A 24,546-nucleotide genomic window follows, 5' to 3' on the forward strand; every position below is an offset into this window, starting at 1 on the left:
AGCGATTTCATCGTCGCTCAATGTCACGGTTGCTTCTACGCAACGGTCACGCTTAGCCTGCCAGCGACGGTCGTTCCACGTCATTGCAATACTCCCTTTCGCGGAATACACGGGATATCCGTAGTTTTCTCAAATCCGCCGGAAAACGTCGGAGTCAATCCTGGGCAATCGTAAGTCACCGGGTGCCAACAGCCAAGCCGTCCTCCGCCGCGCCGACGAACTCGACGCGCTTGACGAGATCCTTCCATTCGACCGGCGCGACCAGCTGGCCGGCCGTCTCACAGATGACGATGTCGAAACCTTGAAACATCTCGCCGCCGAAGGCATGGGAGAGACCACGCTCCGAGCGCTCGCCTCGGATCTCGGATATCTCGAGGCTTGGCGCCGGCTGGCGACGAGAGCCTCCCTCCCCTGGCCGGCGCCGGAATCGCTGCTGCTGAAATTTGTCGCCCATCACCTCTGGGATCCAGTGAAACGCCGCGAGGATCCGGCCCACGGTATGCCGGCGGAGGTCGAGGCCGGATTGGGGGCCGAACGCCTGCTCCGGGTCGACGGCCCGCACGCGCTCGGCACGGTGCGGCGGCGACTGACCACCTGGTCGATCCTCACCCGCTGGCGGGGCTTGCCGGCGCATTCGCCGCGCCATCGCTGAAAAGCGCGCTGAGGCTGGCTGTCAAGGCGAGCAATCGTCCGCGCCAGAGGAAGAGCAGACAAGCGGTGACCAGTGATGTTCTCGTCCAATTGCTCGCCACATGTGCCAGCGAACGGCTGGTCGATCGGCGTGACCGCGCGCTTCTCCTGACCGCCTTCGCCTCCGGCGGCCGTCGCCGCTCCGAAGAGGCGGGATTGCGCGTCGGGGATCTCGTCGACGAAGAACCGGTGCGGGCCGATCCGGCCGACAAGAACTCCCCTTCCCTGCCCTGCCTGTCGATTCGCCTCGGCGCACGAAAACGACGACCAGCGACGACGACGAACATGTGCTTTTGATCGGCCGGCCGGTGACCGTATTGAAGCGCTGGCTGGCCGAAGCTGGGATTAAGGAGGGGCCGGTGTTCCGACGCATCGACCAGTGGGGCAACCTCGATCGTCGGGCGCTGACGCCGCAGTCGGTCAACCTGATCCTAAAAGCCCGCTGCAAACAGGTCGGGCTCGACCCGGCGCTGTTTTCGGCGCATGGATTGAGATCCGGCTATTTTGACCGAGGCGGCAAACCGCGACATTCCGCTGCCGGAGGCGATGCAGCAAGCACTGCACAAGTCGGTGGCGCAGGCGGCGCGCCACTACAACAATGCTGAACGCAAAGGCCGGGCGGCGCGGCTGATCATTTAACCAGCCTATTGGCCCTCAGGCCGTTTGCGCTTGTTGCCGCCCGGCGTTTCGGAAGCGGCCGTCTTTTTCACCGGCTCGTGCTGTCCGATTGTGCTCTTGCCACCAGTTTCGGCGTCATTTTCGCCTTGGGCTTAACGGCTTCAACAGAAACGGCCGGTGCTGTGCCCTCATCCATCTTTGTGGACTGAAAATCTTGCGTAGCCTCAAGCCAATGCTTCAGGCCGTCTCGCTCCGGTCATCCTGCGCTCTCCCCACAGCTCATAGGCGCTTTTTCTGATCAGCTCTTCGTTGTCCGTTTTCATGGCAACCGCTCCTTATCAGCTATGGTGGAAATGATGGTGGGCGGCGGTGAAGCCTGCCTTCGCCTCGAACAAAAACTCCAGGTCCGAGGCTGCATACACGCAACCGACCTCGCTCCTTGCGCGACCGTGAGGACGCACAAACGCTTCAGCCGAATGAGAACCGGTTGCGCCGCGCCAGTTACCTCCAGGAGAGCTGATCTTTGGGCAGCCGGCCGCTAGGGTCGTTCACGATTACCCGATGCGGGAGGTCCGGTCCCCACATCCATAGGACAAGGTTTCGATCGTCCTCCTTAGCGCCCGGCGCAAAGCTAGGCGCCAGAATGCCGACGGTGCCACGCGAGCTCAGCCGATCATAAATCGCCCAGGAGGCGGGCCGCCTCCCTTCCGCAAGAGCTGTGGCCCAGCTGCAAGCCATCTCCTCCATCGAGACGGAAAATGCACTCCTTCCCTCCTCCGTGGTCAGGTCGGCCACATCCTCGCAATCGATATCGTAGGAGCAGAGCACGCAGGGATCGATGCGATGCGCAAAGCCCTGATTGGCTTCCTTGACCGCCGTCATGATGCTGAGCGCGAGGTAGAGCGCCGGCACACCTTTCGGATTGAAGCGTGCGCCCCTGATGGCGGCGCCATCTCCCGAGGTCGGTTTGAATGCCCAGCGTGGATCATGTGCTCGGTAGCAGGTCTCAACGAACCTCAAGCAAAGCCCCCAAGGGCCATATGATCGAGGTAATCTCTGACAGCTGCCGCCTTGCCATCCTTCACCAGCGCCTCTGCCGTGCGGCCGCCAAAAGCCGGGAGTGGCTGGGCGCGATACCATGCCATGGCCTGCTCCTTGCCCCCGGCCCAATCAGTGACCCGGCTGATGATTTCGAGCATCTCGCGAAGACGGTTCTGCGTCCTTGTTCCGCGGCTGCGCTCCAGGCGGTAAAGCGTTTCGCGGGCGAGACCGGCCGTTTCGGCCAGCTGCTTTTTCGACATGCCAAAGCCGTCTGCGACCTGCTGAACAGCAATCTTTCCGCCCTTGTCCATGTAGGACAGGATCAGCGGTCCGCCATCGTTGTGGATCTTTTGAGCCTGAACCATGTTCCGCCATATCCATAAACACATTTATTGTACAAAATATATGGCGAAGCTGCTACCTCGGCAAGCCCTCCGCCATTCGATTACTTCCCGGCAAACTCGCGATTAAACGGTCGAATGAGTTCAGGTCATAGCGGTGGGCTATTGGCCTGGCCTAGCGGACGCTACGTCCGACCAGTCGAGCACGCCCGGCACCTTCCAGATCGTGTCGCCGGTTCCGATGCCGGCGATGCTCATCACGGCCGCTCCCCGATCCCTTCAAACCGGCCGATTCAGTGCCGCAACGCATTCGTCGTGGAAGGGCATGAGGGCGCAACCGGATCTTTATCCCAGATGTGCCCGTATTCGGGTCCGGTCACTGCCCGCAACTCGACGCGGCCGTCATCCATCTCCAGTGTTTTGACCAGTTCGGCATTGTGGTTCAGGAGCCCGTGCTGAAGATTGATCGCGGCCAGCGGTGCCTGCAGTTACCGCATATAGCTCGCAGGCGCACCGGCGAGGCTGCAAAGCTGGCCATAGCTCCAATGCGTCGGTGCCATCGGCTCACGCCCGCAAGGAACGAGCAAGGTAAGGCGCTCGGCATTGTCACGGGTGGCTTCCACGCGGATCTCGGCACTTTCAACGGTTCGAACACGGGCGCGATTTGTTCTGACGCTGACCGCGCGATGAAGATCGGTGAGCGACAGGTAGCGCTCATCGTCGGGGCGCGAGAACCATTCGGACGAGATGTGGCCGATGCGTTCACCGCGGAAATATCGACCTTGAAGCCGGACGACACCGGCCGCGGGCTGGAAATCATGGTGTTGATGCTCAAATCTCCTGAAACGAAGAAGCCCGGCTGATCGCTTGCGCGACAACCGGGCTGGTGGGGTGGAAGATGGCTCGCCGCCGCAGCCTCTGTCCGACGCGGCAAGCACGCGGGACGCTCACGCGCGCCACTCGAGAGTGGCGCGTATTGGCTTCTCAATCGATCACCTGGAACATCTCGGCAGCTTCCGGACGGTCCACCGCTGCCCCGGCGCTGTAGCGAACCTGTGCCGCGTGCTCGAGCCCGCGCGGGCGCTCGACTGACATAACGGGGATATCCGATAGAGGACCAAAGTTGCGGTGAGGCTCCCGCGGGTATGAACTTGCCGTAGTAGAAGCTGTAAAGGCTCAGCCAAGGGCGTGGCTTGCCAGGCCGTAGAGGTTTGACCCTGGCACCACGTCCGCGCGGCCTTTGCCTCGACGGGACATTGCGAGCACCGTGTCGAAGACGGTCAGGCCGGATTGTGAGAGGAACGTGGCGAAAGTGCCGGTCTCGACCGGTGTGTCGAGCCTCAGAAACTGATTTTCGTGGGCGGCGACATGCTGCCGGATAACTGCGATGGCGTCCGCATCAGTTTCTGCCACGACCGGGCCAATGACATGACCCCTTCCAAAAGGACGGCAAAGCGCGAAAGCGTACAGCCGACCGCCCCGAAACAACCCGTAACCTATGGATTGTGCGAAGAGCTTGCCGATCAGCGCCGCCCTCGAAACGCCGAATGCCCCTGCATCCAGCTCGACGACAGCGACAAGGTCCTCTTCTTTCAGTCGCCGAACCACCGGCTGCTCCGATGGCGTGATCACGTCGATCGGGTGGCGGGCGATGCCCTGGCATTGGTATATGGTCCGCACGGGTTGGAAACCGAGCGAATGATAAAGACGGCGGGCGGCCCTCGTCGCATTGAGCCTGAGATCGCGTCCCTGGCAATCCGAAAGCACGTGGTCCATCAGCCATCGCCCGGCGCCGTTTGTCTGCAGCCGCGGTGAAGTAATAACCATGCCTATGGTCGCGAAATCGTCACCGTGCGGGAACCACATGGCCGAACCTGTGAGCCTGCCAATTTCATCACGCGCGACATAGCCGTGGCCGCACTCGCGCAGGAACTGCAAATCCTCGGAACGGAGGGGCCACCCCACGGAAACGGATAAGGCGTGCAACTGTTCGAGATCGGCGCTCTCGATTCCGGCCACGTGCATTTTGAAACTGTCGATCACTTTAGATTCGGCTGCCGGTGCGTTCACTCCGTGCCTCCCGCCATTGTTTTCGTTTTCGTTTCGTCTTGGCCGATGCAGTTCCAGCCAGGCCGCGGCGAAAGCTTTTCTTGTTCACATTAGGACCTGACGCTCGATACGATTCGCTTGAGAGCGCATCGCCCGCGCAACAATCCTCCGAATTCGACGCGCTTTCAGCATGTAAATCGTTCACAGGCTTCTAAGGTACCTATCGAAAGCGTGCCGCCGTTCGCTTGCCTGTGACCTCATGCGGTGACGCATCGAAATCAAACCTTTCGTTGTGAATTCATGGTCGATGGCATCGATCTCGGAAAGCCGGGCATGTTGTGAGGGCACCGATGCAAGCAACGGAAATCCTGGAGAAACTCGTCGGCTTTCGCTCCGTCGTGGGGCTACCCAACGACGACATCGTGGCCTGGATCCGCGGCTATTTGGAAAACCACGGCATCGCAGTGGATGTCCTTCCCGGTCCGGAGGGCGATCGGTCCAACATCTTCGCCACTATCGGGCCAAAAGAGGCGCGTGGCTATATTCTCTCCGGCCATATGGACGTCGTTCCGGCGGCCGAAGCCGGCTGGACGAGCGATCCCTTCTGCCTGCGCGCCGATGCGGGCCGGCTCCATGGGCGCGGCGCCACCGACATGAAGGGCTTCCTCGCCGCCGTTCTCGCCGCCGTTCCCAGGCTCGCCGCCAGGCCGCTTCGCCAGCCGCTGCACCTCGCCTTCTCCTACGATGAGGAGGCGGGCTGCCGCGGCGTACCGCATATGATCGCGCGCTTGCCGGAACTCTGCGCGAGGCCGCTCGGTGCGATCGTCGGCGAGCCGAGCGGCTTGCGCGCGATCCGCGCCCACAAGGGCAAGGCTGCCGCCAGACTGACCGTCAAAGGTCGTTCCGGCCATTCTTCGCGTCCCGACCAGGGGCTGAATGCCGTTCATGCTGTCACCGGTGTCCTTGCCTGCGCGGTCGCAGAAGCCGACCGCTTGGCTCGCGGTCCCTTCGAGCACGTGTTCGAGCCGCCCTACTCTTCCCTGCAGATCGGCACGGTGAAGGGCGGCCAGGCGGTCAACATCATTCCGGAGACTTCCGAGGCCGAGTTCGAGGCACGGGCGATTTCCGGCATCGATCCGGCGGAACTGCTCGCGCCGGTGCGAGAGGCCGCCGAGGCGCTGTCGAAACGAGGCTTCGAAGTGGAATGGCAGGAGCTAAGCTCCTATCCGGCGCTTTCGCTCGGTCCCGATGCACCGCTCGCGCGGCTGCTTGAAGCATTGACGGGCCTCGAGTCTCTCCCGGCCGTCAGCTACGGCACCGAAGCCGGACTTTTCCAACGGGCCGGCATCGACGCGATCATCTGCGGCCCCGGCGAGATCGGCCGCGCCCACAAGCCCGACGAATTCATTCACGTCGATGAGCTCCTGGCCTGTCAGGCGATGATCGAGCGGATCGGCGAAAATTGCCGCGCCTGAGGCTTCGAGAAGGAGACGCGCGATGACCTTCCTCTTCAATTCCGACGCTAAACGTGGCGCAATCTTCGCCAAGGCGTTTTCGCGTGAACTGCCGGACATTCCTTTCGCCACGGATCCGGCGGCGGTCGATCCGGAAGCGGTACGCTACCTGATCACGTGGACAGTTCCCGAAGATCTCTCGCGCTACAGCAATCTTGAAATCCTCTTCTCGATCGGCGCCGGCGTCGACCAGTTCCGCATCGATGCAGTGCCGCCGCATGTGCAGGTGGTGCGCATGGTCGAGGATGGCATCATCCGGATGATGCAGGAATATGTGGCGCTCGCCGTGCTCGCGCTACACCGCAACCTGCCAGCCTATCTCGTGCGGCAGCGAGGCGAGAATTGGCAGGCCATTGCGCCGGTCCAGGCGGCCGAACGCCGCGTCGGCGTGCTCGGCCTCGGCATGCTTGGAACTGCGGTACTCGATCGGCTGATGCCTTTCGGCTTTCCGCTCTCCGGCTGGAGCCGCAGCCCACACGAAATCGAAGGCGTGAGATGCCTGAACGGCCGGAACGGTCTTGATGCGCTTCTGGGCTCGACCGACATTCTCATCTGCCTGCTGCCACTCACCGACGAGACGCGTGGCCTGCTAAATGCCCAACTTTTCGCCAAGCTCCCGGCCGGTGCGGCACTCGTCCATGTCGGGCGCGGACCGCAACTCGACGATCAGGCACTCCTCCAGGCGCTCGACAGCGGCCACCTCTCCGGGGCCGTGATCGATGTCACCGACCCCGAACCGCTGCCGGCGGGTCATCCCTTCTGGGGCCACCCGAAGATCCTGCTGACGCCACACATCGCGAGCATCACCCAGCCGGAAAGTGCCGCGAAGGCCGTGATTGAGAACATCAAACGGCATCGGTCGGGTCTCGAGCCGTTCGGGCTGGTCAACCGCGGTCGCGGCTACTGAAGCGGACCAATCGGAGCCACGCGTTACGCTCCACGTCTTTTTTCATGCATGTCGTTATCCCGAGACCGCAACACACCTTCGGGCGACAAGGCATCAAGTTCTAAACCCAGGAAAGGAAAACCATGTCGCTCTTGAAAACCATCGACACCAACCCCTCCTTCGCGCCGCGCGAGTCCAGCCCGCTCCCCGAACGTCTGATCTCCGGCAATCCTGCCTTCAAGACCTGGGCCCAGGACGTCGCCCGTGGCGAGATGATCCATACAGGCGTCTGGGAAGCGACGCCGGGCGAGACGCGCTCGATCAAGGGCGAGACCTTCGAGTTCTGCCATATCCTTTCCGGCGTCGTCGAACTCACGCCGGAAAACGGGGAGCCGGTCGTCTACAAGAGCGGCGACAGCTTCGTCATGAAGCCGGGCTTCGTCGGCATCTGGAAGACCATCGAGACCGTGCGCAAGATCTACGTGACCGTGATGTGACCAGAAGATACCGTCGTGATCGAAGGCGCCCGTATTGAGATTAGCGTAAGCGGTGTCCTGCGGCAGCGCCCAGACCGTGGTCTTCTCGGCCTTGGGGTCGAAGCGCACGACGGCATTGAGGCCGCTGTCGGTGATCCACGCAGCGCCATCCGGGGCCCTGGATGACAGCATGTGGGCTGGAGCCTTCGCCGAGCGGCACTTGTCGGACCTTACCCGTCTCAGTATCAAGGATGCCAAGCGCCCCCTGCTGCTGGGCTGTGTACCAGACGCTTCCATCCGGCGCGGGTGCGACATCATGGGGGTGCGCGCCCTGCGGCAGGTCGTAGACCTGGCGCTCCTGCGCGAAAGCCGAGATGGCGGCAAGGCCGGCGGCAATAAAGGCGATACGAATGAGGCTGCGCATAACCAACCTCCCTGCAGCTGCGGTCGCAATATTACGTTACCACCGAGTACTTCCGGCAATGCCGGGAATGGGAGCCGATCATTCACGATCGCGCGACTGCTGTGGAGACCGTTCGAAGAGCAGCGTCCCGCGGAACATCGCCTCCTGACCGGTGTTGAGTTGGGAAAAGCATGTCCCCAACGCGCAAAACGCGACCGGCGACGTGTTGCCAAGCCTTGGACAGCGAAGATGATCAACCAACCAGGTCCAAACGATCCAGTCGATGAGAGCCCTGTCACGGTGTTCGGCGGAACGGGCTTCCTTGGACGGCGGATCGTGAGCAGGCTTCTGGAAAAGGCTGTCGTTGTACGCGCCGTCTCGCGTCATCCGCGCAAGAACAAAGTGGATGACGCATCCGGCGAGAGACAATCTCTGCAGGTCGAGGCGGACATATTGGATCCATCCTCGATGGCCTCTGCCGTGGCTGGATCTCGCGCGGTCGTGAATGCGGTCAGCCTTTATGTCGAGCGCGGTGAGCAGACCTTCGAGCGTGTCCATGTAGAAGCCGCGGCCGATTTGGCGGCCGCTTCACGGGATGCAGGCGTCGAGAGGTTCATCCAGATTTCGGGCATTGGAGCGAACGCGACATCCCGTTCGCCCTACATTCGCGCCCGGGGACGCGGCGAGGAGGCGGTAAAGGCGGCGTTTCCAGGCGCGGTGATCGTCCGTCCCGCTGTGATGACCGGACCCGATGACGCGTTCATCACAACGATCGCAAGGTTGGTACGCCTCCTGCCGATCTATCCGTTGTTCGGCGAAGGCAGCACTCGCGTGCAACCGGTTCATGTTGAGGACGTCGCGGAAGCCGTGAGCCGCTTGGCCCTGGGGCGGAATCCCGCGGAGGCTTCGATTTTCGAGTGCGCCGGCCCGCGCATTTATTCGTATCGGGAACTCGTCCGGGAGATCGCGGCGCAACTCAACCTGCGAGTGAGGACGGTGCCTGTGCCGTTCGCCGTCTGGAGCATATTGGCGACGGCCTCGGAATTTCTGCCCGCCGCGCCCGTGACGCGCAATCAGGTCGATCTCATGCGTTTTGACAACGTCGCGACAAGGGACCTGCCGGGCCTCAAAGAACTCGAGATGCAGCCCCGCGGCATCGAGGACGTCATCCGAATGATCGAGCATGCCGCTTGAGCCGGAACCTTACGCTGCCTGCGAGGTTGGTCCGACTGAACAGGAGGACTCCAACCATGGCCAGATGCGACCAGTGCGGCAATGAATATGACAAGACTTTCCAGGTGAAGATGGGGGATGGAACCTACACCTTCGACAGTTTCGAGTGCGCTGTCCAGAAACTTGCTCCGACATGTCCGCATTGCGGCGTGCGGGTCATCGGGCATGGCGTCGAGCAGGGCGACACTATCTACTGCTGTGCGCATTGCGCCGAACAGGAGGGAGCCGACGCCCTCACCGACCGCGCGCCTTGAGGGAAGCCGTTTCAGGGCCGTTGCGGCTGCCCGCCTTCGGCGGCGGCGAGAATTGCGTTGATAAGCCGGTGGACCTTTAGCGCCTCGCGCCCGTTCACCCGGGGCTCTCGTCCAGCCTCGACGGCACCGAGAAAATCGGCGAGCACCGCGCGATGATGGTGGCGCGGGAAGGCCATGGGATCGGCGCCGGCACGACCAGCCATTTCGTCTTCGATCAATAATTCAGTGCCATCGTGGAATAAGGCGGTAAGGCTTCGCCCGCCGAGACGTGCCATGCCGCGCGTGCCGATGATGTCGATCTCGTCCGGATAACCGGGATAGGCGCAGGTGGTGGCACTCACCGCCCCGATCGCCCCATTCGCGAAGCGGATGGCCGCCATTGCCAGATCCTCGGTCTCCATGCGGTGCACCTTGCTGGTTGCCGCATAGGCTGTGACCTCCTCCGGAAGGCCGGCAAGCGAGACCAAAAGATCGAGTGTGTGGATCGCCTGGGTGAGAAGTACGCCGCCGCCGTCGCGAGCCCGCGTGCCGCGTCCCGGCTGGTCGTAATAGTTTTGTGGCCGCCAATTGTGAAGGCGGGCCGAAGCGCTGACGATCTCGCCGAGGCGCCCCTCATTGATCAGCTTTGCCAGCGCCTCGCTGACAGGGCGGAAGCGGTGCTGGAGCACGATGCCGAGCTTTATGCCGGCGCGCTCCGCCGCCTCGACGAGCGCTCCCGCGTTCTCCCACGTGGTCTCAAGTGGTTTTTCGAGAAGCACATGCTTGCCCGCCTTAGCTGCCTTCCGCACCAGCTCGAGATGGGTGTTGGGCGGCGTCAGGATCATGACGGCGGCTATCGACGGGTCACCGAATATCGTTTCGGCCTTGTCACAAACTGCAAAACCGTAGGCATCCGAAAATGCTTTCCGCCTTGCCGCAGTGGGGCTGAAAGCGGCAGCGACCTCGACCCTGTCGTTGAGGTCGAGCAGGCTTTGAGCATGCGGCGCCGACGCCATGCCGAGACCGATCACGCCAATACGCAGCTTTGCCATCTTGCTCTCCCCCTTAGCCGAAGATCCGGAGCATACACACGAATTCCTCCCCGAGCAGTCATCTTCGGCCCCTGGCTACGCTGGGAGACCGCCGGGCGCAAGAAATTCATCATACAACCTGCTCAATTTTGTATGTTGACAATATAATTTACAAGATCTAGCCATAACAAGCCTGATGGAGGAGCGGGCCGGAATGGAAGCGGCGATCGACCCAAGTCTTCTGCTTCCGGGGAGAAGAATGCTGCTTTGCGCAGGCGGGTGACCGGCGCGTCACCACGTTGTGCGCAGTCCGCGCACTTCTGGCGCGCCGCGTTGCGGAACACGGCTTGGGGGAGGACCAGGCTTGCGAATTCGCCTCGCGATGATGGCGTACCGGTTCTGAGACATCAATTGTTCATGCGAAAACGGGAGGAGAGCATGAGAAACCTAGTCAAACTGGCGGCGGGTCTGTTGACTGCCGCTGCATTCATTACCAGTGCGGCCAGTGCCCAGACGGTGCTGCGGTCGTCCGACACGCATCCGGACGGCTATCCAACGGTCGAGGCGGTCAAGTATTTCGGTGAACTGGTCAAGGAGCGCACCGGCGGCCGCTATGCCGTCGAGGTTTACCATTCCGCGCAGTTGGGGGAGGAAAAGGACACCATCGAGCAGGTCCGCTCCGGCGTGATCGAGCTGAACCGCGTTTCGATGGCGCCCTTTAACGGCACGGTGAAGGAATCGATTGTTCCGGCGCTGCCCTACCTTTTCCGTTCGGAAGAGCACATGCACAAGGTCATGGACGGGGCGATCGGGGACCAAATCAAGACGGCCTTCGAAGGCGCCGGGCTGGTCGTGCTTGCCTATTACGACGCCGGCTCGCGCTCCTTCTACAACAAGCAGAAGCCGATCAATTCGGTCGCCGACATGAAGGGGCTCAAGTTCCGCGTCATCCAGTCCGACATCTTCGTGGACATGGTTGCGGCGCTCGGGGCGAACGCCACACCGATGCCCTACGGCGAAGTTTATTCCGCGATCGAAACCGGCGTCATCGACGGCGCGGAGAACAACTTCCCGAGTTATGACACCGCCAAGCATTTCGAGGTAGCCAAGAACTTCTCGCTCGACGAGCACACTATCCTTCCGGAAGTGTTCGTGATGAACAAGGCCGTCTTCGACAAGCTTACTCCGGAAGACCAGGAACTCTTCAAACAGTCTGCCAAGGAGAGCGTCGCCAAGCAGCGCGAGCTCTGGGCGGCCAAGGTGAACGAATCGCGCGCGAAAATCGAGGCGGCCGGCGCGCAGATCACCACCCCCGACAAGCAGGGTTTCATCGACGCCATGAAGCCGGTCTACGAAAAACACGTCACCGACCCTGTCCTGAAGAAGATGGTCGAGGACGTTCAGGCGGTTCAGTAGCGAGACCGACGGGCAGGCATACAGCGCCGCGCGTCTTACCAGACGCGCAGACATCGCTTTAGCACTTCGAAATGCCTGCCTGTCCCCTCGAAGGGAATGACGACCGTGTCTACCACATTGGTGAAAACAGGCCGCGCGCTGTCCTGGCTGAGCACGCTTTCGCTATGGCTCGCGGGCACCGGCCTCGTCGCGATGACGGCCATCGTCGCGTGGCAGGTGTTCTGCCGCTACGTGCTGAATGACTCGCCGAGCTGGACCGAGCCCGGCGCCGTCATGCTGATGAGCTGGTTCATCTTCCTGGGCGCCGCCGTCGGCGTGCGGGAAAACTATCACCTCGGTTTCGACGTGCTTCTCTACGTCGTGCCGAAAAGCGGCAAGAAATGGCTGCGCATGATCTCGGATCTCGTCGCCCTCGCTTTCGGCGTCGGGATGATCTGGTACGGGATCGAGCTCGTCGGCCTCACTTGGGGCACCATTCTGCCCTCGCTCCATATTTCCGGCGGGTGGAACTACGTGCCGCTGGTTGCCGGCGGCGTTCTCATCAGCCTGTTTGCCCTGGAACGTATCGTTCTGCGCCTTGCCGGCGAACCCATCGACGACCTGCTCGACGAAATGCCGCCGGCGGAGGTCGCCGCCGAACTCGACACCGCGAACGTAAAGGCGTGATGCGATGGATATGATAATCCTCTTCGGCGTATTCACGCTGCTGATGCTGATCGGCACGCCGATCGCCTTCTGCCTCGGCGTTGCGTCTTTCGCCACCGTGCTCTATCTGGGGCTGCCGCCGCTGGTGATCTTCCAGCGGCTGAATTCCGGCATGAGCGTGTTTTCGCTGCTCGCCATTCCCTTCTTCATCTACGCCGGCGACCTGATGGTGCGCGGCGGCATCGCCCAGAAGATCGTCGCCTTCGCCGCCTCGCTGGTCGGGCATGTCCGCGGCGGGCTGGGACAGGTCAACATCGTCACGGCGACGCTGTTCGGCGGCATTTCCGGCTCCGCGGTTGCAGAGGCCGCGGCCGTGGGCGGATTGATGATCCCCCAGATGAAGGAGCGCGGTTACGGCGCCGACTACGCGGTCAACGTCACCTCCATGGCGGCGTTGATTGCTCTGATGTTGCCCCCATCGCACAACATGATCATCTATTCGATCTCGGCGGGCGGAAAGATCTCGATCGCGGACCTCTTCACCGCCGGTATTCTTCCCGGACTGCTCTATGCGGCTGCGCTGATGGTGACCGCCTATTTCGTGGCGCGCCGGCGCGGCTATCCGACTGAGGCTTTTCCCGGCTTCGCCCGAGTTGGCCGCTACCTCATGGTGTCGATTCCGGGCCTCATGCTCATCGCCATCATCTTCGGGGGTGTCCGTTCAGGCGTCTTCACGGCAACCGAGAGTTCCTGCATCGCCGTCCTCTACGCGCTCGCGGTAACCGTCCTCGTCTACCGGCAAATGACCTGGCAGGATTTCGTCCACTCCACTTTCGGGGCCGTGCGCACGACGGCCATGGTCTTGCTCATCATCGGCATGGCCGCCGCCTTCTCCTGGCTGATGGCGTTCCTGAGAGTGCCTGTCTCGCTGATCGACTGGATGAACACGATCTCAGACAATCCGATCATCGTGCTCCTGCTGATCAACGTGCTGATGCTGTTCCTCGGCACCTTCATGGACATGGGCCCGACCATCATCATCTGCACCCCCATCTTCCTGCCGGTGGCGATGGCCTATGGCGTCGATCCGGTCCATTTCGGGGTGATCATGATCCTGAACTTCGGCATCGGGCTCAACACGCCACCCGTCGGCGCTGTGCAGTTCGTGGCGTGTGCGGTCGGAAAAATCTCCGTCTGGGAGGCGATGCGCAGCATCTGGCCCTTCTACCTGGCGGGGTTGATTGTGCTTGGGCTCGTCACCTATGTTCCGGCCCTTTCACTCTGGCTTCCGAGCGTGTTCAAAGGGTAATCGCATCATGGGCTCACTGGCCGAATTCAAGATGGAGCGCAAACCGAAGCTTTCGGAGCGCGTCGCGAGCGCGATCCGGCAGCAGGTGCTGAAAGGCGAAATCCCGCCGGGTGAAAAGCTGCCGACGGAGAGCCGAATGCGGGAAGTCTTCGGCGTCAGCCGCACCGTAATCCGCGAGGCGATCGCAACGCTTGCCGCCGACGGCCTCGTCGAGGCGCGGCAGGGTGCCGGCGTCTTCGTCAAGGAACACCCGACCCTTGCCTTCGGCTCGATCGGCCTCGATGCCGGCAACAAGATCTCCCACGCGCTGAACGTGCTCGAAGTGCGGATGGGGCTCGAGATCGAAAGTGCTGGCCTTGCTGCGCTCCGGCGGAATGCTGCCCAGGAGGCGCAGATCCAGGAGGCCTTCTTCGACTTCGACCGAATGCTCGAGCGCGGCGAGCCGACCGGCAAGAGCGATTTCGCCTTCCACCGAGCAATTGCGGTCGCTACCAACAACCCCTACTACGTGGAGGTTCTCGATGCCCTTGGCATGCGAGCGATCCCATGCGACGTCGCCTCGCCCTGGGGTACCGACAGGGTGCTGACGCGTGAATATCAGGAAAGCCTGCAGCGCGAGCATCTGGCGATCCTGAAGGCCATTTCCGCCAGCGACCCCGAAGCTGCCCGCGCCGCCATGCGCGCCCATCTGACCGCCAGCCAGCAGCGATATCGCGCCCGGCTGAGCGGCCAACAGGCAGAATGGGGCACGACCAAGCGCAAGGTTTGATCTCCTTTTCATCAATACAAGGGCAGTGAGCGATGACCGCGAACCATGTCGAATACACCATCCGTCACGCAGTTGACCCGGCAGCCGCAGCGCGCATGGATACCGAAGCGCTGCGCGCGAGCTTTCACATTTCGGGGCTGTTCCGGCCGGGCCGCATCGTCCTCACCTACAGCCACTACGACCGCATGATCGTCGGCGGCGCGATGCCGGTGGATGGGCCTTTGGCGCTCGAGACCATCCGTCCGACCGGCACACCGCGCTTTCTCGACCGGCGCGAGCTCATTGCCGTCAATATCGGCGGCCCGGGCCGCGTCGAAGTGAGCGGCGAAAGCTTCCGATTGGAGCCGCGCGACATGGCCTACGCGGGTTTGGGCGAAGAGGTGACTTTCTCGTCCGAAGACCCTGGCGCCCCTGCCAAGTTTTACCTGCTGAGCGCGCCCGCTCACCAGGCGCTGCCAAGCCGCCACATCCGTATCGGCGATGCCAAACGGCTCGATCTCGGCAGTGCTGCCACCTCGAACGAACGCTCGATCTTCCAGTTCATCCACCCGGAAGGGGTAAAAACCTGCCAGCTCGTCGTCGGCATGACGCAGCTTGCCGCCGGCTCGGTCTGGAACACCATGCCCTGCCACGTGCATGACCGGCGCATGGAAGCCTATCTCTATTTCGACCTGCCCGAGAGCGCGCGCGTCCTGCATCTGATGGGTGAGCCCAGTGAGACACGCCATATTTTGATGGCAAAGGAGGAGGCGGTGCTTTCGCCGCCCTGGTCGATCCATTCCGGCTGCGGAACGTCGAGCTACGCCTTCATCTGGGCGATGGCGGGCGACAATGTCGACTACACCGATGTGGATATGGTGCCGATGGAGGCGCTCCGATGAGCGCGCCGTCTGCCTTCAGCCTTGCCGGACGCCGCATCGTCGTCACCGGTGCCAATACGGGAATCGGGCAGGGAATCGCGGTCGCGATCGCCCGCGCCGGCGGCACCGTGATCGGCGTGGGCCGCTCAGCCATGGACGAAACCGCGGGAAAGGTCACTGACGCCGGCGGAAGCTTCGTTCCCGCCAATGCCGACCTTTCGGACCGGGAGGCGACCCGCTCGCTGATCGATGGACTGTGGAGCGAACATGGTCCGGTGGATGGTCTGGTCAACAATGCCGGGATCATCCGCCGCGCAGACGCGGTGGAATTTACCGAAGCCGACTGGGACGATGTGGTTGATATCAATCTCAGATCGTTGTTCTTCCTGAGCCAATCCTATGGCCGCCGCCTTCTCGCCGAGCAAAGACGAGGCAAGATCGTCAATATTGCTTCACTGCTTTCCTTCCAGGGCGGAATACGGGTCGCTTCCTATACCGCGTCCAAGCATGGCGCGCTCGGCATCACGAGGGTTCTCGCCTGCGAATGGGCTGCCAAGGGCATCAACGTGAATGCGGTGGCGCCCGGCTACATCATCACCAACAACACCGAGGCGCTCCGTGCCGACGGCAAGCGCAGCGCCGCCATTCTGGAGCGCATTCCGGCCGGACGCTGGGGCACCCCGGATGACATCGGCGATGCGACGGTGTTCCTGCTCGCCCCGGCATCGGACTATATGCATGGCGCCGTCATCCCGGTGGACGGCGGCTGGCTCGCGCGATGAGGAGACAGAGATGGATACGAGACTTTTCGCCCGCGGCAATGAAGGTGAATGGATCGATCTTGGACAGGGCAACCGCCGCCGGGTGATCCTCCACACGGACGAGCTGATGATGGTCGAATTCGCCTTCGAAAAGGGCAGCATCGGCGCGCCGCACTCGCACCCGCACGTTCAGGCGAGCTATGTGGCGGAAGGCAGGTTCGAAGTCATCGTCGGCGGACACAGCGCGGTCCTTTCCGCCGGCGACAGCTTCATCGCGCCTTCGGGTGTGGTCCATGGCGTCGTGGCGCTGGAGGCAGGCCGCCTCATTGACAGCTTTACGCCCCATCGCGCCGATTTCCTGAAATAGGACACTGAACGCTGGCGCCGGCTCGCGCTTCGTCGTTCCTACGGCGCCGCGCGTCCTATCATTGAACTGCTGCATGTTTTGTTTTCTTGAATCGCCTACGATTTAAGAAACATGCAATAGCTTTGCCCCATCAAATTTTGGTTCCGTCACCCAGGACATACGATGGGCCCTTGACCTTCCAACGATGGGAAGCCCCATGTTCTTTCCATCACGAAGCCAAAGGAGACGAGCATGCAACGCTACAAGATCGACGAGATGAGCTGCGGCCACTGTGTCGGCACCATCGAAAAGGCGATCCGGGCCATCGATCCGGTGGCCAAGGTCGAAGCGAACCTCGGGACGAAGGAAGTGCGTGTCGAAACGACGGCGGACAGCGATGTCATCGTAGAGGCTTTGAAGACCGCCGGCTACGACAGTCTGCCGCTGTAGCGTTCGGCCGATTGGCCGGCCGCTTAGCGCGCAACCATGGCTGGGTGCTAGCCGACCTCCGATCCTAGGAGGCCTCACCTTCGTTCGCAGTCGCATTGCAAGGAGCGCGATCATGGGATCCGCGACGATCATCCAAACAAGAAATGCTGAACCGATTGCCGGGTCGGGACGAACGGCCAGCATCGCCGTGGAGGGCATGACCTGTGCCTCCTGCGTCGCGAGAGTGGAAAAAGCCATACGCGCGGTGCCGGGCGTCATGTCAGCTTCCGTCAATCTCGCCACGGAGCGGGCGGATGTGCGCTTCGACGCAACGGCGAGCCCCGCCGATATCGTCAAGGCGATCGAGAATACCGGCTATGGCGCCTCCGAAGAGCTGATAGAGCTCGCCATCGACGGCATGACTTGTGCATCCTGCGTCGCCCGCATCGAGAAGGCGCTGAGGACCGTTCCCGGAACCGTGGAGGCGAGTGTCAATCTTGCCAGCGAGAAGGCCACCGTTCGCGTCGTCAAAGGGCTTGCCTCCGTCGATATGCTGGTCGAAGCCGTGCGTAACGCCGGCTACGACGCCCGGCGCATCGCCGGCAAGCAGGATGCTGATCAGGAAACGGAGAAACGCGAACGGGAAAGCCGTCGCCTGAAGCTCTCTCTCACGATCGCCGCCATTCTGACGCTCCCTATTTTCGTGCTCGAGATGGGATCGCATTTCATCCCGGCGATCCACGATTTCGTCATGATCCGCATCGGCATGCAGGAAAGCTGGTATCTGCAGTTCGTGCTCGCGTCGCTTGCTCTCTTCGGTCCGGGCCTCCGCTTTTTCCAGAAGGGCGTGCCGGCGCTCCTTAGAGCGGCGCCGGATATGAACTCGCTGGTCGCGATCGGCGCGTTTGCCGCCTGGATTTACTCCGTGGTTGCAACCTTCGCGCCGGACCTGCTGCCGGCCGACACCGCCAATGTGTACTATGAAGCGGCGGCCGTGATCGTCACGCTGATCCTGCTTGGCCGGTTCCTCGAAGCGCGCGCCAAAGGCCGCACGTCAGAGGCAATCAGGCACCTCATGGGGCTCCAGCCGAAGACGGCCCGCGTCATCCGCAATGGCGAAACGGTGGAGATTGCGATTGCCGATGTGCATGCCGGTGACGTCGTTGTCGTGCGCCCCGGCGAAAGGATCGCCGTCGATGGCGTGGTCGTCGAAGGCAACTCCTATGTCGATGAATCGATGATCACCGGCGAGCCGGTCCCAGTCCAGAAAGCGGACGGAGCCGAAGTCGTCGGCGGTACGATCAACAAGACCGGTGCCTTCAGCTTCCGCGCCACCAAGGTCGGAGCGGATACGGTGCTGGCGCAGATCATCCGCATGGTCGAACAGGCGCAGGGCGCGAAGCTACCGATCCAGTCGCTCGTCGATCGCGTCACCGCCTGGTTCGTGCCCGCGGTCATGGCGATCGCCTTTGCAACGTTCCTCGTCTGGCTCGTCTTCGGCCCAGATCCTGCGCTGACCTTCGCGCTCGTCAACGGCGTTGCCGTCCTCATCATCGCCTGCCCTTGCGCGATGGGGCTCGCAACGCCCACCTCCATCATGGTCGGAACCGGCCGTGCCGCCGAAATGGGCGTGCTCTTCCGCAAGGGCGAAGCCTTGCAGACGTTGCGCAATGCCGAAATCATCGCGGTCGACAAGACCGGTACCTTGACCCGGGGCCGGCCCGAGCTGACCGACCTCGAAGCCGCTGCGGGCTTTGACAGCAATTCCGTCCTTGCGCTCATCGCCAGCGTCGAAGCGCGTTCCGAGCATCCGATCGCGGAGGCTATCGTTTCTGCGGCGAGGAATGCGGATTTGACGATCAGCGAAGCGAAGCATTTCGAGGCGATCCCTGGTTTCGGGACTCGCGCCAATGTTTTCGGACACACGGTCCTGGTCGGGGCCGACCGGCTGATGGCGCGCGAGGGCATCGACATCGCTGTCTTCGCCGATCACGCCCGCCGTCTTGGCGACGAAGGCAAGAGCCCGCTTTATGCGGCGGTCGACGGCAAGCTCGCGGCGATCATCGCCGTCGCCGATCCGATCAAGGAAACGACGCCGCAGGCGATCCGCATGCTGCATCAGCTTGGCCTCAGGATCGCGATGATCACCGGAGACAACCGCCGCACGGCGGAGGCGATCGCGCGCAAGCTCGGAATCGACGAGGTCGTTGCCGAGGTCCTGCCGGACGGAAAGGTCGCCGCCCTGATGCGGCTGAAGGCGGAAGGGCGCAATGTCGCCTTCGTCGGCGACGGCATCAACGATGCGCCGGCGCTCGCCGCAGCCGATGTCGGGCTGGCGATCGGCACCGGGACGGATGTCGCCATCGAGAGCGCCGACGTCGTGCTGATGTCCGGCGATCTCCTCGGCGTGCCGAATGCCATCGCGCTTTCCAAGGCAACGATCCGCAACATCAAGGAGAACCTGTTCTGGGCCTTCGCCTATAATATGGTGCTGATACCGGTCGCCGCCGGCGTGCTTTATCCGGCCTACGGCATGTTGCTTTCGCCCATCTTTGCGGCCGGCGCGATGGCACTTTCCAGCGTCTTTGTGGTCGGCAATGCGCTGCGTCTCAAGCGGTTCAGGAGGCCTTTCGCGTGAGGCTGCCGCCGTTCGATGATGCTGGGCGCCATTGGCGCCTCGCATGCGAAGTTCCTATATCAGCGGCAAGCTTTACCGCTAGAAAATGGTGATGTCATGAATATCGGCGATGTCGCGCGCGCCTCCGGCGTCTCGACGAAAATGATCCGCTACTACGAGACGATCGGCCTTATTCCTCCGGCCAGCCGCAGCGAATCCGGTTACCGCAACTATGGCGACAAGGACGTCCATACGCTGCGCTTCATCCGCCGTGCTCGCGATCTCGGCTTCACGGTCGAGCAAATGGCGGATCTTCTGGCGCTCTGGCGGGACCGCTCGCGCTCCAGCAGCGAGGTCAAGAAGATCGCGCTCGACCAGGTGGAAATCCTGGAACGCAAGGCTGAAGAACTGAAGGCCATGAGCCGGACGCTCAAGCATCTTGCCGCCCATTGCCACGGCGACGAGCGGCCGGATTGTCCGATCCTCGACGACCTTGCCGACGCGAAGGTGAACTCCGTCAAGGTCCAGGAACCGGCCCGCTTCGGCCGAAATGGCATCGACCCCATGCGGGTCAGGTCACGATGATTCTCGGCTGCTGAGGATTATTTCGCCACGAAAAGCAGATCGAAGCCCCTGAACTCGCGCCGGGAGACCGATTTGCGGATCGCCGCCCAGATGGCGGACGGATTTTCGAGCCTGAACCCGCGAAAGCTCCGGATGAGACGCACCGTGGCGGCGATCGTTCGAAGCGCGCGTAAAAAACGCGGACCGGAGAGCGAGGCGGCGAGGATCTGCGGATGCACCGCGATCAGCACACCCGCCGTTCTCTTGCGGTCGATCGCCCGAAACTGGTCGAGGGCCTTGTATTCGTAGCCTTCGATGTCGATCTTGAAGCAGAGCCGCTCCGTCCTCGCCATTTTCTGAAGGTCAGGAATGGTGACGGTTTGCGCCGTGACGGCCAGACCGGTGTCGTCGGCAATCAGCGCCGAGGTTTCGGAGCTGCCGAAGCCGCCGCCGACCGAGTGCAGCACCAGGCATTCATCCTGAGAGAGCGCCGCGTTGATAAGCTTCACTTCGCCCGTATTCTCGCGCTGCATCTCGGAGAGTATCCCGAAGCACACCGGATCGGGCTCGACGGTAATGACATTGTCGGCGATCTGCGCCGCCCAATAGGGTGTCACGCCGATCCAGCCGCCGATATCGATGAAGGTCGTGGTACCGTCGACGAGTCGCTCGATATTGCGGAATGTACCGGGCTCCCATTGCCCGCCTTGCAGCCGGGCAAAGAAGCGCGCCTTCTCCGGCTTGTCGGGGAAATAAACTGTCTTCTGAAAATAGGTTATCGCGCGCATCGCGCCTCTTTAGTGCATTTCGGGGCGACGTGTGAAGCGGTCCCGCTGAGAACGCGGTAAACAAAGAGTCAGAGCGACACCGCCAAGGTGTGCCGTTCAAGAACGACCCAATGGCGCTTACGCCTCTGCCCGCTGGGCGCGGCTGCGCGCTTCAGTGAGTTCGGAGGTAGTCTGGCTGAGACGGTCGGCGAGCACGCGCATGATTTCCACCGCCATCTCCGGGAAGTCCGCCAGCAATTTCAAGAAATCGTCCTTGCGAATGCGCAGCGCCTCGAGGGCCGAGCTGGTCTTGACCGTCGCCGTGCGCGGCGTGTTGCAGAGAATGGCGATTTCACCGACGATCGAATTCTGCTCCACCTCGGCGACCTTCAATTGCCCGGTTGGCGTTGCAACCAAGACATCGGCTCGCCCGGAAAGGATCACATAGGCGGCATCGCCGATATCGCCCTGATGAAAGAGACTTTCTCCCGCGCTGTACATTACCCTGTCGGAGGTGAACGCCAGAAGTTTGAGCTTGGCTGGCGGCAAGCCGGAAAACAGTGTGATCCGGCGCAGCATTTCCACTTCGTCTTTTAGGAGCATGACAGTCCGTTTCTCCGAGTGTGTCGCGAGCATAAGCACCTCCCGCCCCTTGAAATGGGGAAATATGCTTGCTCCCTCACATTAATATTACATCAAGATGCCAGTTCCTTGTAGTCGCTGTCTTTCGCAGATGTTTCCACAGCTTCGTCGCTTATAAGATGGCCGTTTTCGAAGTGGGCCCGGCGATCGAACAACTCCGAAAGAGCCGGGTTGGCGAGTACCCAGACGATCGCCGGCTTGCGGTCTTCCTGCCTCAGGAAGGCAAAGACGTTGCGGGTGATCTGCTCCTGTGCTCGCTGGTCGAGCGCGAGCAGCGGCTGATTGAAGATGTAGAAGTCCGACATGCGGATCAATGCACGCGCAAGGTTGAGCTTCTGCCGCTGGCCCGCCGTCAACCGCTTGCCGCCGGCGCCGACGTCGAAGTCGAGTCCGAAGGCAAGCACGTCATTGTAAAGTCCGAGCGTTTCGAAGAGGTCGCGCACGATCGCGCGGATTCTCTCGGAGCCGTCGGTGTGCCTGTGGCCGATACGGCCGAAAAGCACATTATCGATGATGCTGGACGATGCCATATAACGGTTCGGCTGATAGTGCTCGATGATGCCGACGAGATCCTCGGGCAGACCTTCGCTGAACTCCTGGCGCGCCGCGACGATCTGAGACATCAGTTCTTCGGACAGCAGGCCGAAGCGGTGGCGTGGCTCGATGTAACCGAAGCACAGGCGGATGATCTTGATGGCATCATCCTCGGAGACTTCGTCGATCGCTCGTCCCCTTACTTTCTGGAGAAGCGCTTCGTAGGTCGGGATCTCTTCCGCCGACATGAAGGTGAGCTGCTGGAAGAACGGGTGGTCCGGAGGCAGGTCGCGGAACAGTTCGACGACGTTGCCGGCGATTTCCAGTCCCATTTCGTAGAAGCTCTCGTGCAGACCGGCCCGCTTCAAGACCGTCTTGAAGAACGGGTGGCTTTCAAGTGCGATTTCCCACCGCGCCTGATCGGTCACCGTCCCGAAGAGCAGGTTTTCCCCGATGGTCGCCTCGACATTGTAGGAACCAGGCTCGAAGAACACGACCAGATCACTGAGCTTCTCCGCCTCGAGACGCCTGCGAAGGGCCCCGCGCATCGCCACGATCTCACCCGCAAAGGCTTCGTGCTGCGCGGGATCGATTGTCGAGCGGACGGCAAGCGCCATGATGTCGTTTGTGAGAAGCACCGTGTCGAGCACGGCTCTGACCTTCCCGAAGAGGTCATCCGGGCCGGTTGCACCTGCGGCTTCGTAATCGATCCAGTCGCTGTTGACGTCGAGCGAGGGATTGCCGGCAAGCTTCGCTTCCAGCAATTCCCACCGACGGTGGGCGGCCTTGTCGCCCTCGTAAACCACCTCTGTCAGCGGCGCGTGCTTGAGCCCGTAGAGCAGGTTATCGCCGAGGCTCCCCTGGAAGGTGAATACCTCCGATGAGGCATAGGAAATTCGCCGCCCGACGACCGATTCCGGCAGGTCGTGGATATCGTCGTCGCCGACGACGATCCTGCCGCCTTCGGGCCATATGAGACGTCCGAAGGCTTCGGCGAGTGCCTCTCCCCCGCCGGTAGAGCCGCCCGTAATCGCGATGGCCTCGCCGGGGCGCACCTGCAGCGACACGTGTTCTATGACCTTCGAGCCGCCATCATCGGCAACGGAAAGATTGACGGCTGCAAGGGTCGCCGTGATCGGCGCCACGGAGGTTACCGAGATCGCCTGGACACTCGGATCGATCAGCGGCTCGACGCTGAACTGCTCGACGACCTGGGCGTATTTGACCTGCACGTCCTGGCGCGCCTGATCCCAATCGATGAGTTCTTTCAGCGGTCCCGGCAGGTCTTTGTAGGCACCGATCACCGCAACGAGCTGGCCAATATCGAGCTGGCCGTGCAAGGCGAAGTAGCCGCCGATCGAGTAGAACAGGAATGGGGTGACCTGAGCCAGGAAGTTATTCAGGAATTTGACCAGGAACTTCCACTGATAGAGGTCGTAGCGGATCTTGAATATCCGGCCGAGGCGGGCAGCAATGTCGGCTCTTTCATAATTGGACGTGTCGTGCCCGCGAATGGTCCCTATGCCGTCGACGATCTCGCCGACCCTTCCCGACAATTGGCGCGCCGTCAGCTGGCGCTCGCGTCCGAGCACGATCAGCCGCCGGCGCATGCGTGGAATGATCACTGCCTGTATCGCGACGATGAAGGCGGCAAGGAGACCCAGCCACAGGCTCTGGAGCAGAATGAAAATCAGCGCCGTCAAAGCCTGGCCGCCGAGGAGCGCCGGCTGCACGAAGGCATCGCCGGTGAACCCGCCGAGCGGCTCGACCTCGTCCTTGATCATGGTCGAGATTTCGGCAGGCTTCACGCGCTTGAAGTGACTGGGCGGAAAGCGCAGCACCCGGTCGACGAGCTCGAAGCGGATGCGCCGCAGGAGTCGCTCGCCGAGCCGGCCCTTGTAGGTGTTGATGTAGAACTTGAAGAGCCCGTTGATGATGACGAGCAGCAGGAAGACAAGGCTGAGGGCAAGCAGCATTCCCTCCCGCTCAAGTTGAAAGCCCGAAAACAGGTCGATCTCGCCGAAACCGGGCAGGTTGAAGGAAATCGGCAGGAAGGCCTGGGTCGACGCGGGTCCTTCGAAACCCTCGCCCTGAATCGGTCCGTTGACGATCTGCTTGGGAAGATCGAAGGACAGGAAGTAGGGTATCATCGACAGCGCGACGACCAGCAGGATCCAAAGCTGCTGCTTGCTGGTGTGAGTCCAGATGTAGCGGGAAAGACGTGTTTCCATGTGCTGGCAATACAACCTAACTTAAATACGGGATCGCCGGGCCGATCGGGCCGGCAGCCTTCCGTCGCAAATGGTTCCAGTCCATCAAATCTTCAATGGACTCGCGCTTCATCCACGGAATCGTGACTGCCCGGCATGAGA

The 24,546-nt window shown here is 62.0% G+C and carries 22 protein-coding genes and 2 pseudogenes; 16 read left to right on the forward strand and 8 right to left on the reverse strand.

Annotated elements, in window-relative coordinates:
- Positions 1-160: 160 nt before the first annotated feature.
- Positions 161-1,329: pseudogene (locus GHK62_RS34295) on the forward strand (tyrosine-type recombinase/integrase).
- Positions 1,330-1,809: 480 nt separating this feature from the next.
- On the opposite strand, the gene GHK62_RS14265 reads toward GHK62_RS34295, so the two are convergent.
- From GHK62_RS14265 to GHK62_RS14280, 4 genes and pseudogenes are all read right to left on the reverse strand, one after another.
- Positions 1,810-2,328: an RES family NAD+ phosphorylase gene (locus GHK62_RS14265; protein WP_153439814.1), complete on the reverse strand. Its 519-nt coding sequence runs from the start codon at positions 2,326-2,328 to the stop codon at positions 1,810-1,812.
- On the reverse strand, positions 2,325-2,714 hold the full coding sequence (locus GHK62_RS14270; protein WP_153439815.1) for an antitoxin Xre/MbcA/ParS toxin-binding domain-containing protein: 390 nt from the start codon (positions 2,712-2,714) through the stop codon (positions 2,325-2,327). The genes GHK62_RS14265 and GHK62_RS14270 overlap by 4 nt, the downstream gene beginning before the upstream one ends.
- A gap of 168 nt (positions 2,715-2,882) precedes the next feature.
- Positions 2,883-3,519 (reverse strand): annotated as a pseudogene (locus tag GHK62_RS14275) (hypothetical protein); the annotation flags it as partial.
- Between the two features lie 347 nt (positions 3,520-3,866).
- A complete protein-coding gene (locus GHK62_RS14280; protein WP_184108596.1) occupies positions 3,867-4,760 on the reverse strand; it encodes a GNAT family N-acetyltransferase in 894 nt (297 codons plus the stop codon).
- 329 nt (positions 4,761-5,089) lie between these two features.
- Here GHK62_RS14280 and argE point away from each other — a divergent pair, with 329 nt between their 5' ends.
- The 5 genes from argE to GHK62_RS14305 all read left to right on the forward strand — a co-directional run bounded on the left by argE (position 5,090) and on the right by GHK62_RS14305 (position 9,505).
- A complete protein-coding gene (gene argE, locus GHK62_RS14285; protein ID WP_153439816.1) occupies positions 5,090-6,214 on the forward strand; it encodes an acetylornithine deacetylase in 1,125 nt (374 codons plus the stop codon).
- A 22-nt stretch (positions 6,215-6,236) separates the two neighbouring features.
- Positions 6,237-7,160, forward strand: coding sequence for a 2-hydroxyacid dehydrogenase (locus tag GHK62_RS14290; protein WP_153439817.1), 924 nt, complete (start codon positions 6,237-6,239; stop codon positions 7,158-7,160).
- A gap of 122 nt (positions 7,161-7,282) precedes the next feature.
- Positions 7,283-7,636 (forward strand): cupin domain-containing protein, encoded by a 354-nt coding sequence (locus GHK62_RS14295; RefSeq protein WP_153439818.1) that lies wholly within the window; start codon positions 7,283-7,285, stop codon positions 7,634-7,636.
- A gap of 76 nt (positions 7,637-7,712) precedes the next feature.
- Positions 7,713-9,212 carry a complex I NDUFA9 subunit family protein gene (locus GHK62_RS35005; protein ID WP_327791019.1) on the forward strand — a complete coding sequence of 500 codons (1,500 nt, stop codon included), beginning with the start codon at positions 7,713-7,715 and terminating at the stop codon, positions 9,210-9,212.
- A 56-nt stretch (positions 9,213-9,268) separates the two neighbouring features.
- Positions 9,269-9,505 (forward strand): hypothetical protein, encoded by a 237-nt coding sequence (locus tag GHK62_RS14305; RefSeq protein ID WP_153439819.1) that lies wholly within the window; start codon positions 9,269-9,271, stop codon positions 9,503-9,505.
- A gap of 11 nt (positions 9,506-9,516) precedes the next feature.
- Here the strand turns inward: GHK62_RS14305 and GHK62_RS14310 are convergent, their stop codons facing one another.
- On the reverse strand, positions 9,517-10,536 hold the full coding sequence (locus tag GHK62_RS14310; protein ID WP_153439820.1) for a Gfo/Idh/MocA family protein: 1,020 nt from the start codon (positions 10,534-10,536) through the stop codon (positions 9,517-9,519).
- Positions 10,537-10,953: 417 nt separating this feature from the next.
- Between GHK62_RS14310 and GHK62_RS14315 the strand changes: the two genes are divergently transcribed.
- The 10 genes from GHK62_RS14315 (at position 10,954) to cueR (ending at position 20,252) form a co-directional block, all read left to right on the forward strand.
- Positions 10,954-11,931: a TRAP transporter substrate-binding protein gene (locus tag GHK62_RS14315; protein WP_153439821.1), complete on the forward strand. Its 978-nt coding sequence runs from the start codon at positions 10,954-10,956 to the stop codon at positions 11,929-11,931.
- 105 nt (positions 11,932-12,036) lie between these two features.
- Positions 12,037-12,597, forward strand: coding sequence for a TRAP transporter small permease (locus GHK62_RS14320; RefSeq protein ID WP_327791020.1), 561 nt, complete (start codon positions 12,037-12,039; stop codon positions 12,595-12,597).
- A 4-nt stretch (positions 12,598-12,601) separates the two neighbouring features.
- Positions 12,602-13,885, forward strand: a complete 1,284-nt coding sequence (locus GHK62_RS14325) for a TRAP transporter large permease (protein ID WP_153439823.1) — start codon at positions 12,602-12,604, stop codon at positions 13,883-13,885.
- A 7-nt stretch (positions 13,886-13,892) separates the two neighbouring features.
- Positions 13,893-14,654 carry a FadR/GntR family transcriptional regulator gene (locus GHK62_RS14330; RefSeq protein ID WP_167528249.1) on the forward strand — a complete coding sequence of 254 codons (762 nt, stop codon included), beginning with the start codon at positions 13,893-13,895 and terminating at the stop codon, positions 14,652-14,654.
- Positions 14,655-14,686: 32 nt separating this feature from the next.
- The gene (gene kduI, locus GHK62_RS14335) at positions 14,687-15,535 is read left to right on the forward strand and encodes a 5-dehydro-4-deoxy-D-glucuronate isomerase (RefSeq protein ID WP_153439824.1); all 849 of its coding nucleotides are present in this window, start codon (positions 14,687-14,689) and stop codon (positions 15,533-15,535) included.
- Positions 15,532-16,296 (forward strand): 2-dehydro-3-deoxy-D-gluconate 5-dehydrogenase KduD, encoded by a 765-nt coding sequence (kduD, locus tag GHK62_RS14340; protein ID WP_153439825.1) that lies wholly within the window; start codon positions 15,532-15,534, stop codon positions 16,294-16,296. The genes kduI and kduD overlap by 4 nt, the downstream gene beginning before the upstream one ends.
- 10 nt (positions 16,297-16,306) lie before the next feature.
- Positions 16,307-16,642, forward strand: coding sequence for a cupin domain-containing protein (locus GHK62_RS14345; protein ID WP_153439826.1), 336 nt, complete (start codon positions 16,307-16,309; stop codon positions 16,640-16,642).
- 231 nt (positions 16,643-16,873) lie between these two features.
- On the forward strand, positions 16,874-17,071 hold the full coding sequence (locus GHK62_RS14350; protein WP_153439827.1) for a heavy-metal-associated domain-containing protein: 198 nt from the start codon (positions 16,874-16,876) through the stop codon (positions 17,069-17,071).
- A 196-nt stretch (positions 17,072-17,267) separates the two neighbouring features.
- Entirely contained in the window at positions 17,268-19,688 is a 2,421-nt protein-coding gene (locus GHK62_RS14355; protein WP_234886907.1) for a heavy metal translocating P-type ATPase, read from the forward strand.
- A 96-nt stretch (positions 19,689-19,784) separates the two neighbouring features.
- A complete protein-coding gene (gene cueR / locus GHK62_RS14360) occupies positions 19,785-20,252 on the forward strand; it encodes a Cu(I)-responsive transcriptional regulator (RefSeq protein ID WP_153439829.1) in 468 nt (155 codons plus the stop codon).
- Between the two features lie 17 nt (positions 20,253-20,269).
- Here the strand turns inward: cueR and GHK62_RS14365 are convergent, their stop codons facing one another.
- The 3 genes from GHK62_RS14365 to GHK62_RS14375 all read right to left on the reverse strand — a co-directional run bounded on the left by GHK62_RS14365 (position 20,270) and on the right by GHK62_RS14375 (position 24,405).
- Positions 20,270-21,019, reverse strand: a complete 750-nt coding sequence (locus GHK62_RS14365; protein ID WP_153439830.1) for an FkbM family methyltransferase — start codon at positions 21,017-21,019, stop codon at positions 20,270-20,272.
- A 117-nt stretch (positions 21,020-21,136) separates the two neighbouring features.
- Complete coding sequence (locus GHK62_RS14370) at positions 21,137-21,601, reverse strand: cyclic nucleotide-binding domain-containing protein (protein ID WP_153439831.1); 465 nt, start codon at positions 21,599-21,601, stop codon at positions 21,137-21,139.
- A gap of 92 nt (positions 21,602-21,693) precedes the next feature.
- Positions 21,694-24,405, reverse strand: coding sequence for an ABC transporter transmembrane domain-containing protein (locus GHK62_RS14375; RefSeq protein ID WP_153439832.1), 2,712 nt, complete (start codon positions 24,403-24,405; stop codon positions 21,694-21,696).
- Positions 24,406-24,546 lie beyond the last annotated feature (141 nt).

The organism is Sinorhizobium terangae (assembly GCF_009601505.1).
Classification (GTDB): Bacteria; Pseudomonadota; Alphaproteobacteria; order Rhizobiales; family Rhizobiaceae; genus Sinorhizobium; species Sinorhizobium terangae.

What these genes read in the sequence shown, in the direction of transcription:
- GHK62_RS14290 (WP_153439817.1), top strand. Translation starts at nt 6,237, where the DNA reads ATGACCTTCCTCTTCAATTCCGACGCTAAACGTGGCGCAATCTTCGCC.
- GHK62_RS14305 (WP_153439819.1), top strand. Translation starts at nt 9,269, where the DNA reads ATGGCCAGATGCGACCAGTGCGGCAATGAATATGACAAGACTTTCCAG.
- GHK62_RS14355 (WP_234886907.1), top strand. Translation starts at nt 17,268, where the DNA reads ATGACCTGTGCCTCCTGCGTCGCGAGAGTGGAAAAAGCCATACGCGCG.
- argE (WP_153439816.1), top strand. Translation starts at nt 5,090, where the DNA reads ATGCAAGCAACGGAAATCCTGGAGAAACTCGTCGGCTTTCGCTCCGTC.
- GHK62_RS14365 (WP_153439830.1), bottom strand. Translation starts at nt 21,019, where the DNA reads ATGCGCGCGATAACCTATTTTCAGAAGACAGTTTATTTCCCCGACAAG.
- GHK62_RS14270 (WP_153439815.1), bottom strand. Translation starts at nt 2,714, where the DNA reads ATGGTTCAGGCTCAAAAGATCCACAACGATGGCGGACCGCTGATCCTG.
- GHK62_RS14345 (WP_153439826.1), top strand. Translation starts at nt 16,307, where the DNA reads ATGGATACGAGACTTTTCGCCCGCGGCAATGAAGGTGAATGGATCGAT.
- GHK62_RS14330 (WP_167528249.1), top strand. Translation starts at nt 13,893, where the DNA reads ATGGGCTCACTGGCCGAATTCAAGATGGAGCGCAAACCGAAGCTTTCG.
- GHK62_RS14295 (WP_153439818.1), top strand. Translation starts at nt 7,283, where the DNA reads ATGTCGCTCTTGAAAACCATCGACACCAACCCCTCCTTCGCGCCGCGC.
- GHK62_RS14350 (WP_153439827.1), top strand. Translation starts at nt 16,874, where the DNA reads ATGCAACGCTACAAGATCGACGAGATGAGCTGCGGCCACTGTGTCGGC.
- kduI (WP_153439824.1), top strand. Translation starts at nt 14,687, where the DNA reads ATGACCGCGAACCATGTCGAATACACCATCCGTCACGCAGTTGACCCG.
- kduD (WP_153439825.1), top strand. Translation starts at nt 15,532, where the DNA reads ATGAGCGCGCCGTCTGCCTTCAGCCTTGCCGGACGCCGCATCGTCGTC.
- cueR (WP_153439829.1), top strand. Translation starts at nt 19,785, where the DNA reads ATGAATATCGGCGATGTCGCGCGCGCCTCCGGCGTCTCGACGAAAATG.
- GHK62_RS14375 (WP_153439832.1), bottom strand. Translation starts at nt 24,405, where the DNA reads ATGGAAACACGTCTTTCCCGCTACATCTGGACTCACACCAGCAAGCAG.
- GHK62_RS14310 (WP_153439820.1), bottom strand. Translation starts at nt 10,536, where the DNA reads ATGGCAAAGCTGCGTATTGGCGTGATCGGTCTCGGCATGGCGTCGGCG.
- GHK62_RS14325 (WP_153439823.1), top strand. Translation starts at nt 12,602, where the DNA reads ATGGATATGATAATCCTCTTCGGCGTATTCACGCTGCTGATGCTGATC.
- GHK62_RS14370 (WP_153439831.1), bottom strand. Translation starts at nt 21,601, where the DNA reads ATGCTCCTAAAAGACGAAGTGGAAATGCTGCGCCGGATCACACTGTTT.
- GHK62_RS14315 (WP_153439821.1), top strand. Translation starts at nt 10,954, where the DNA reads ATGAGAAACCTAGTCAAACTGGCGGCGGGTCTGTTGACTGCCGCTGCA.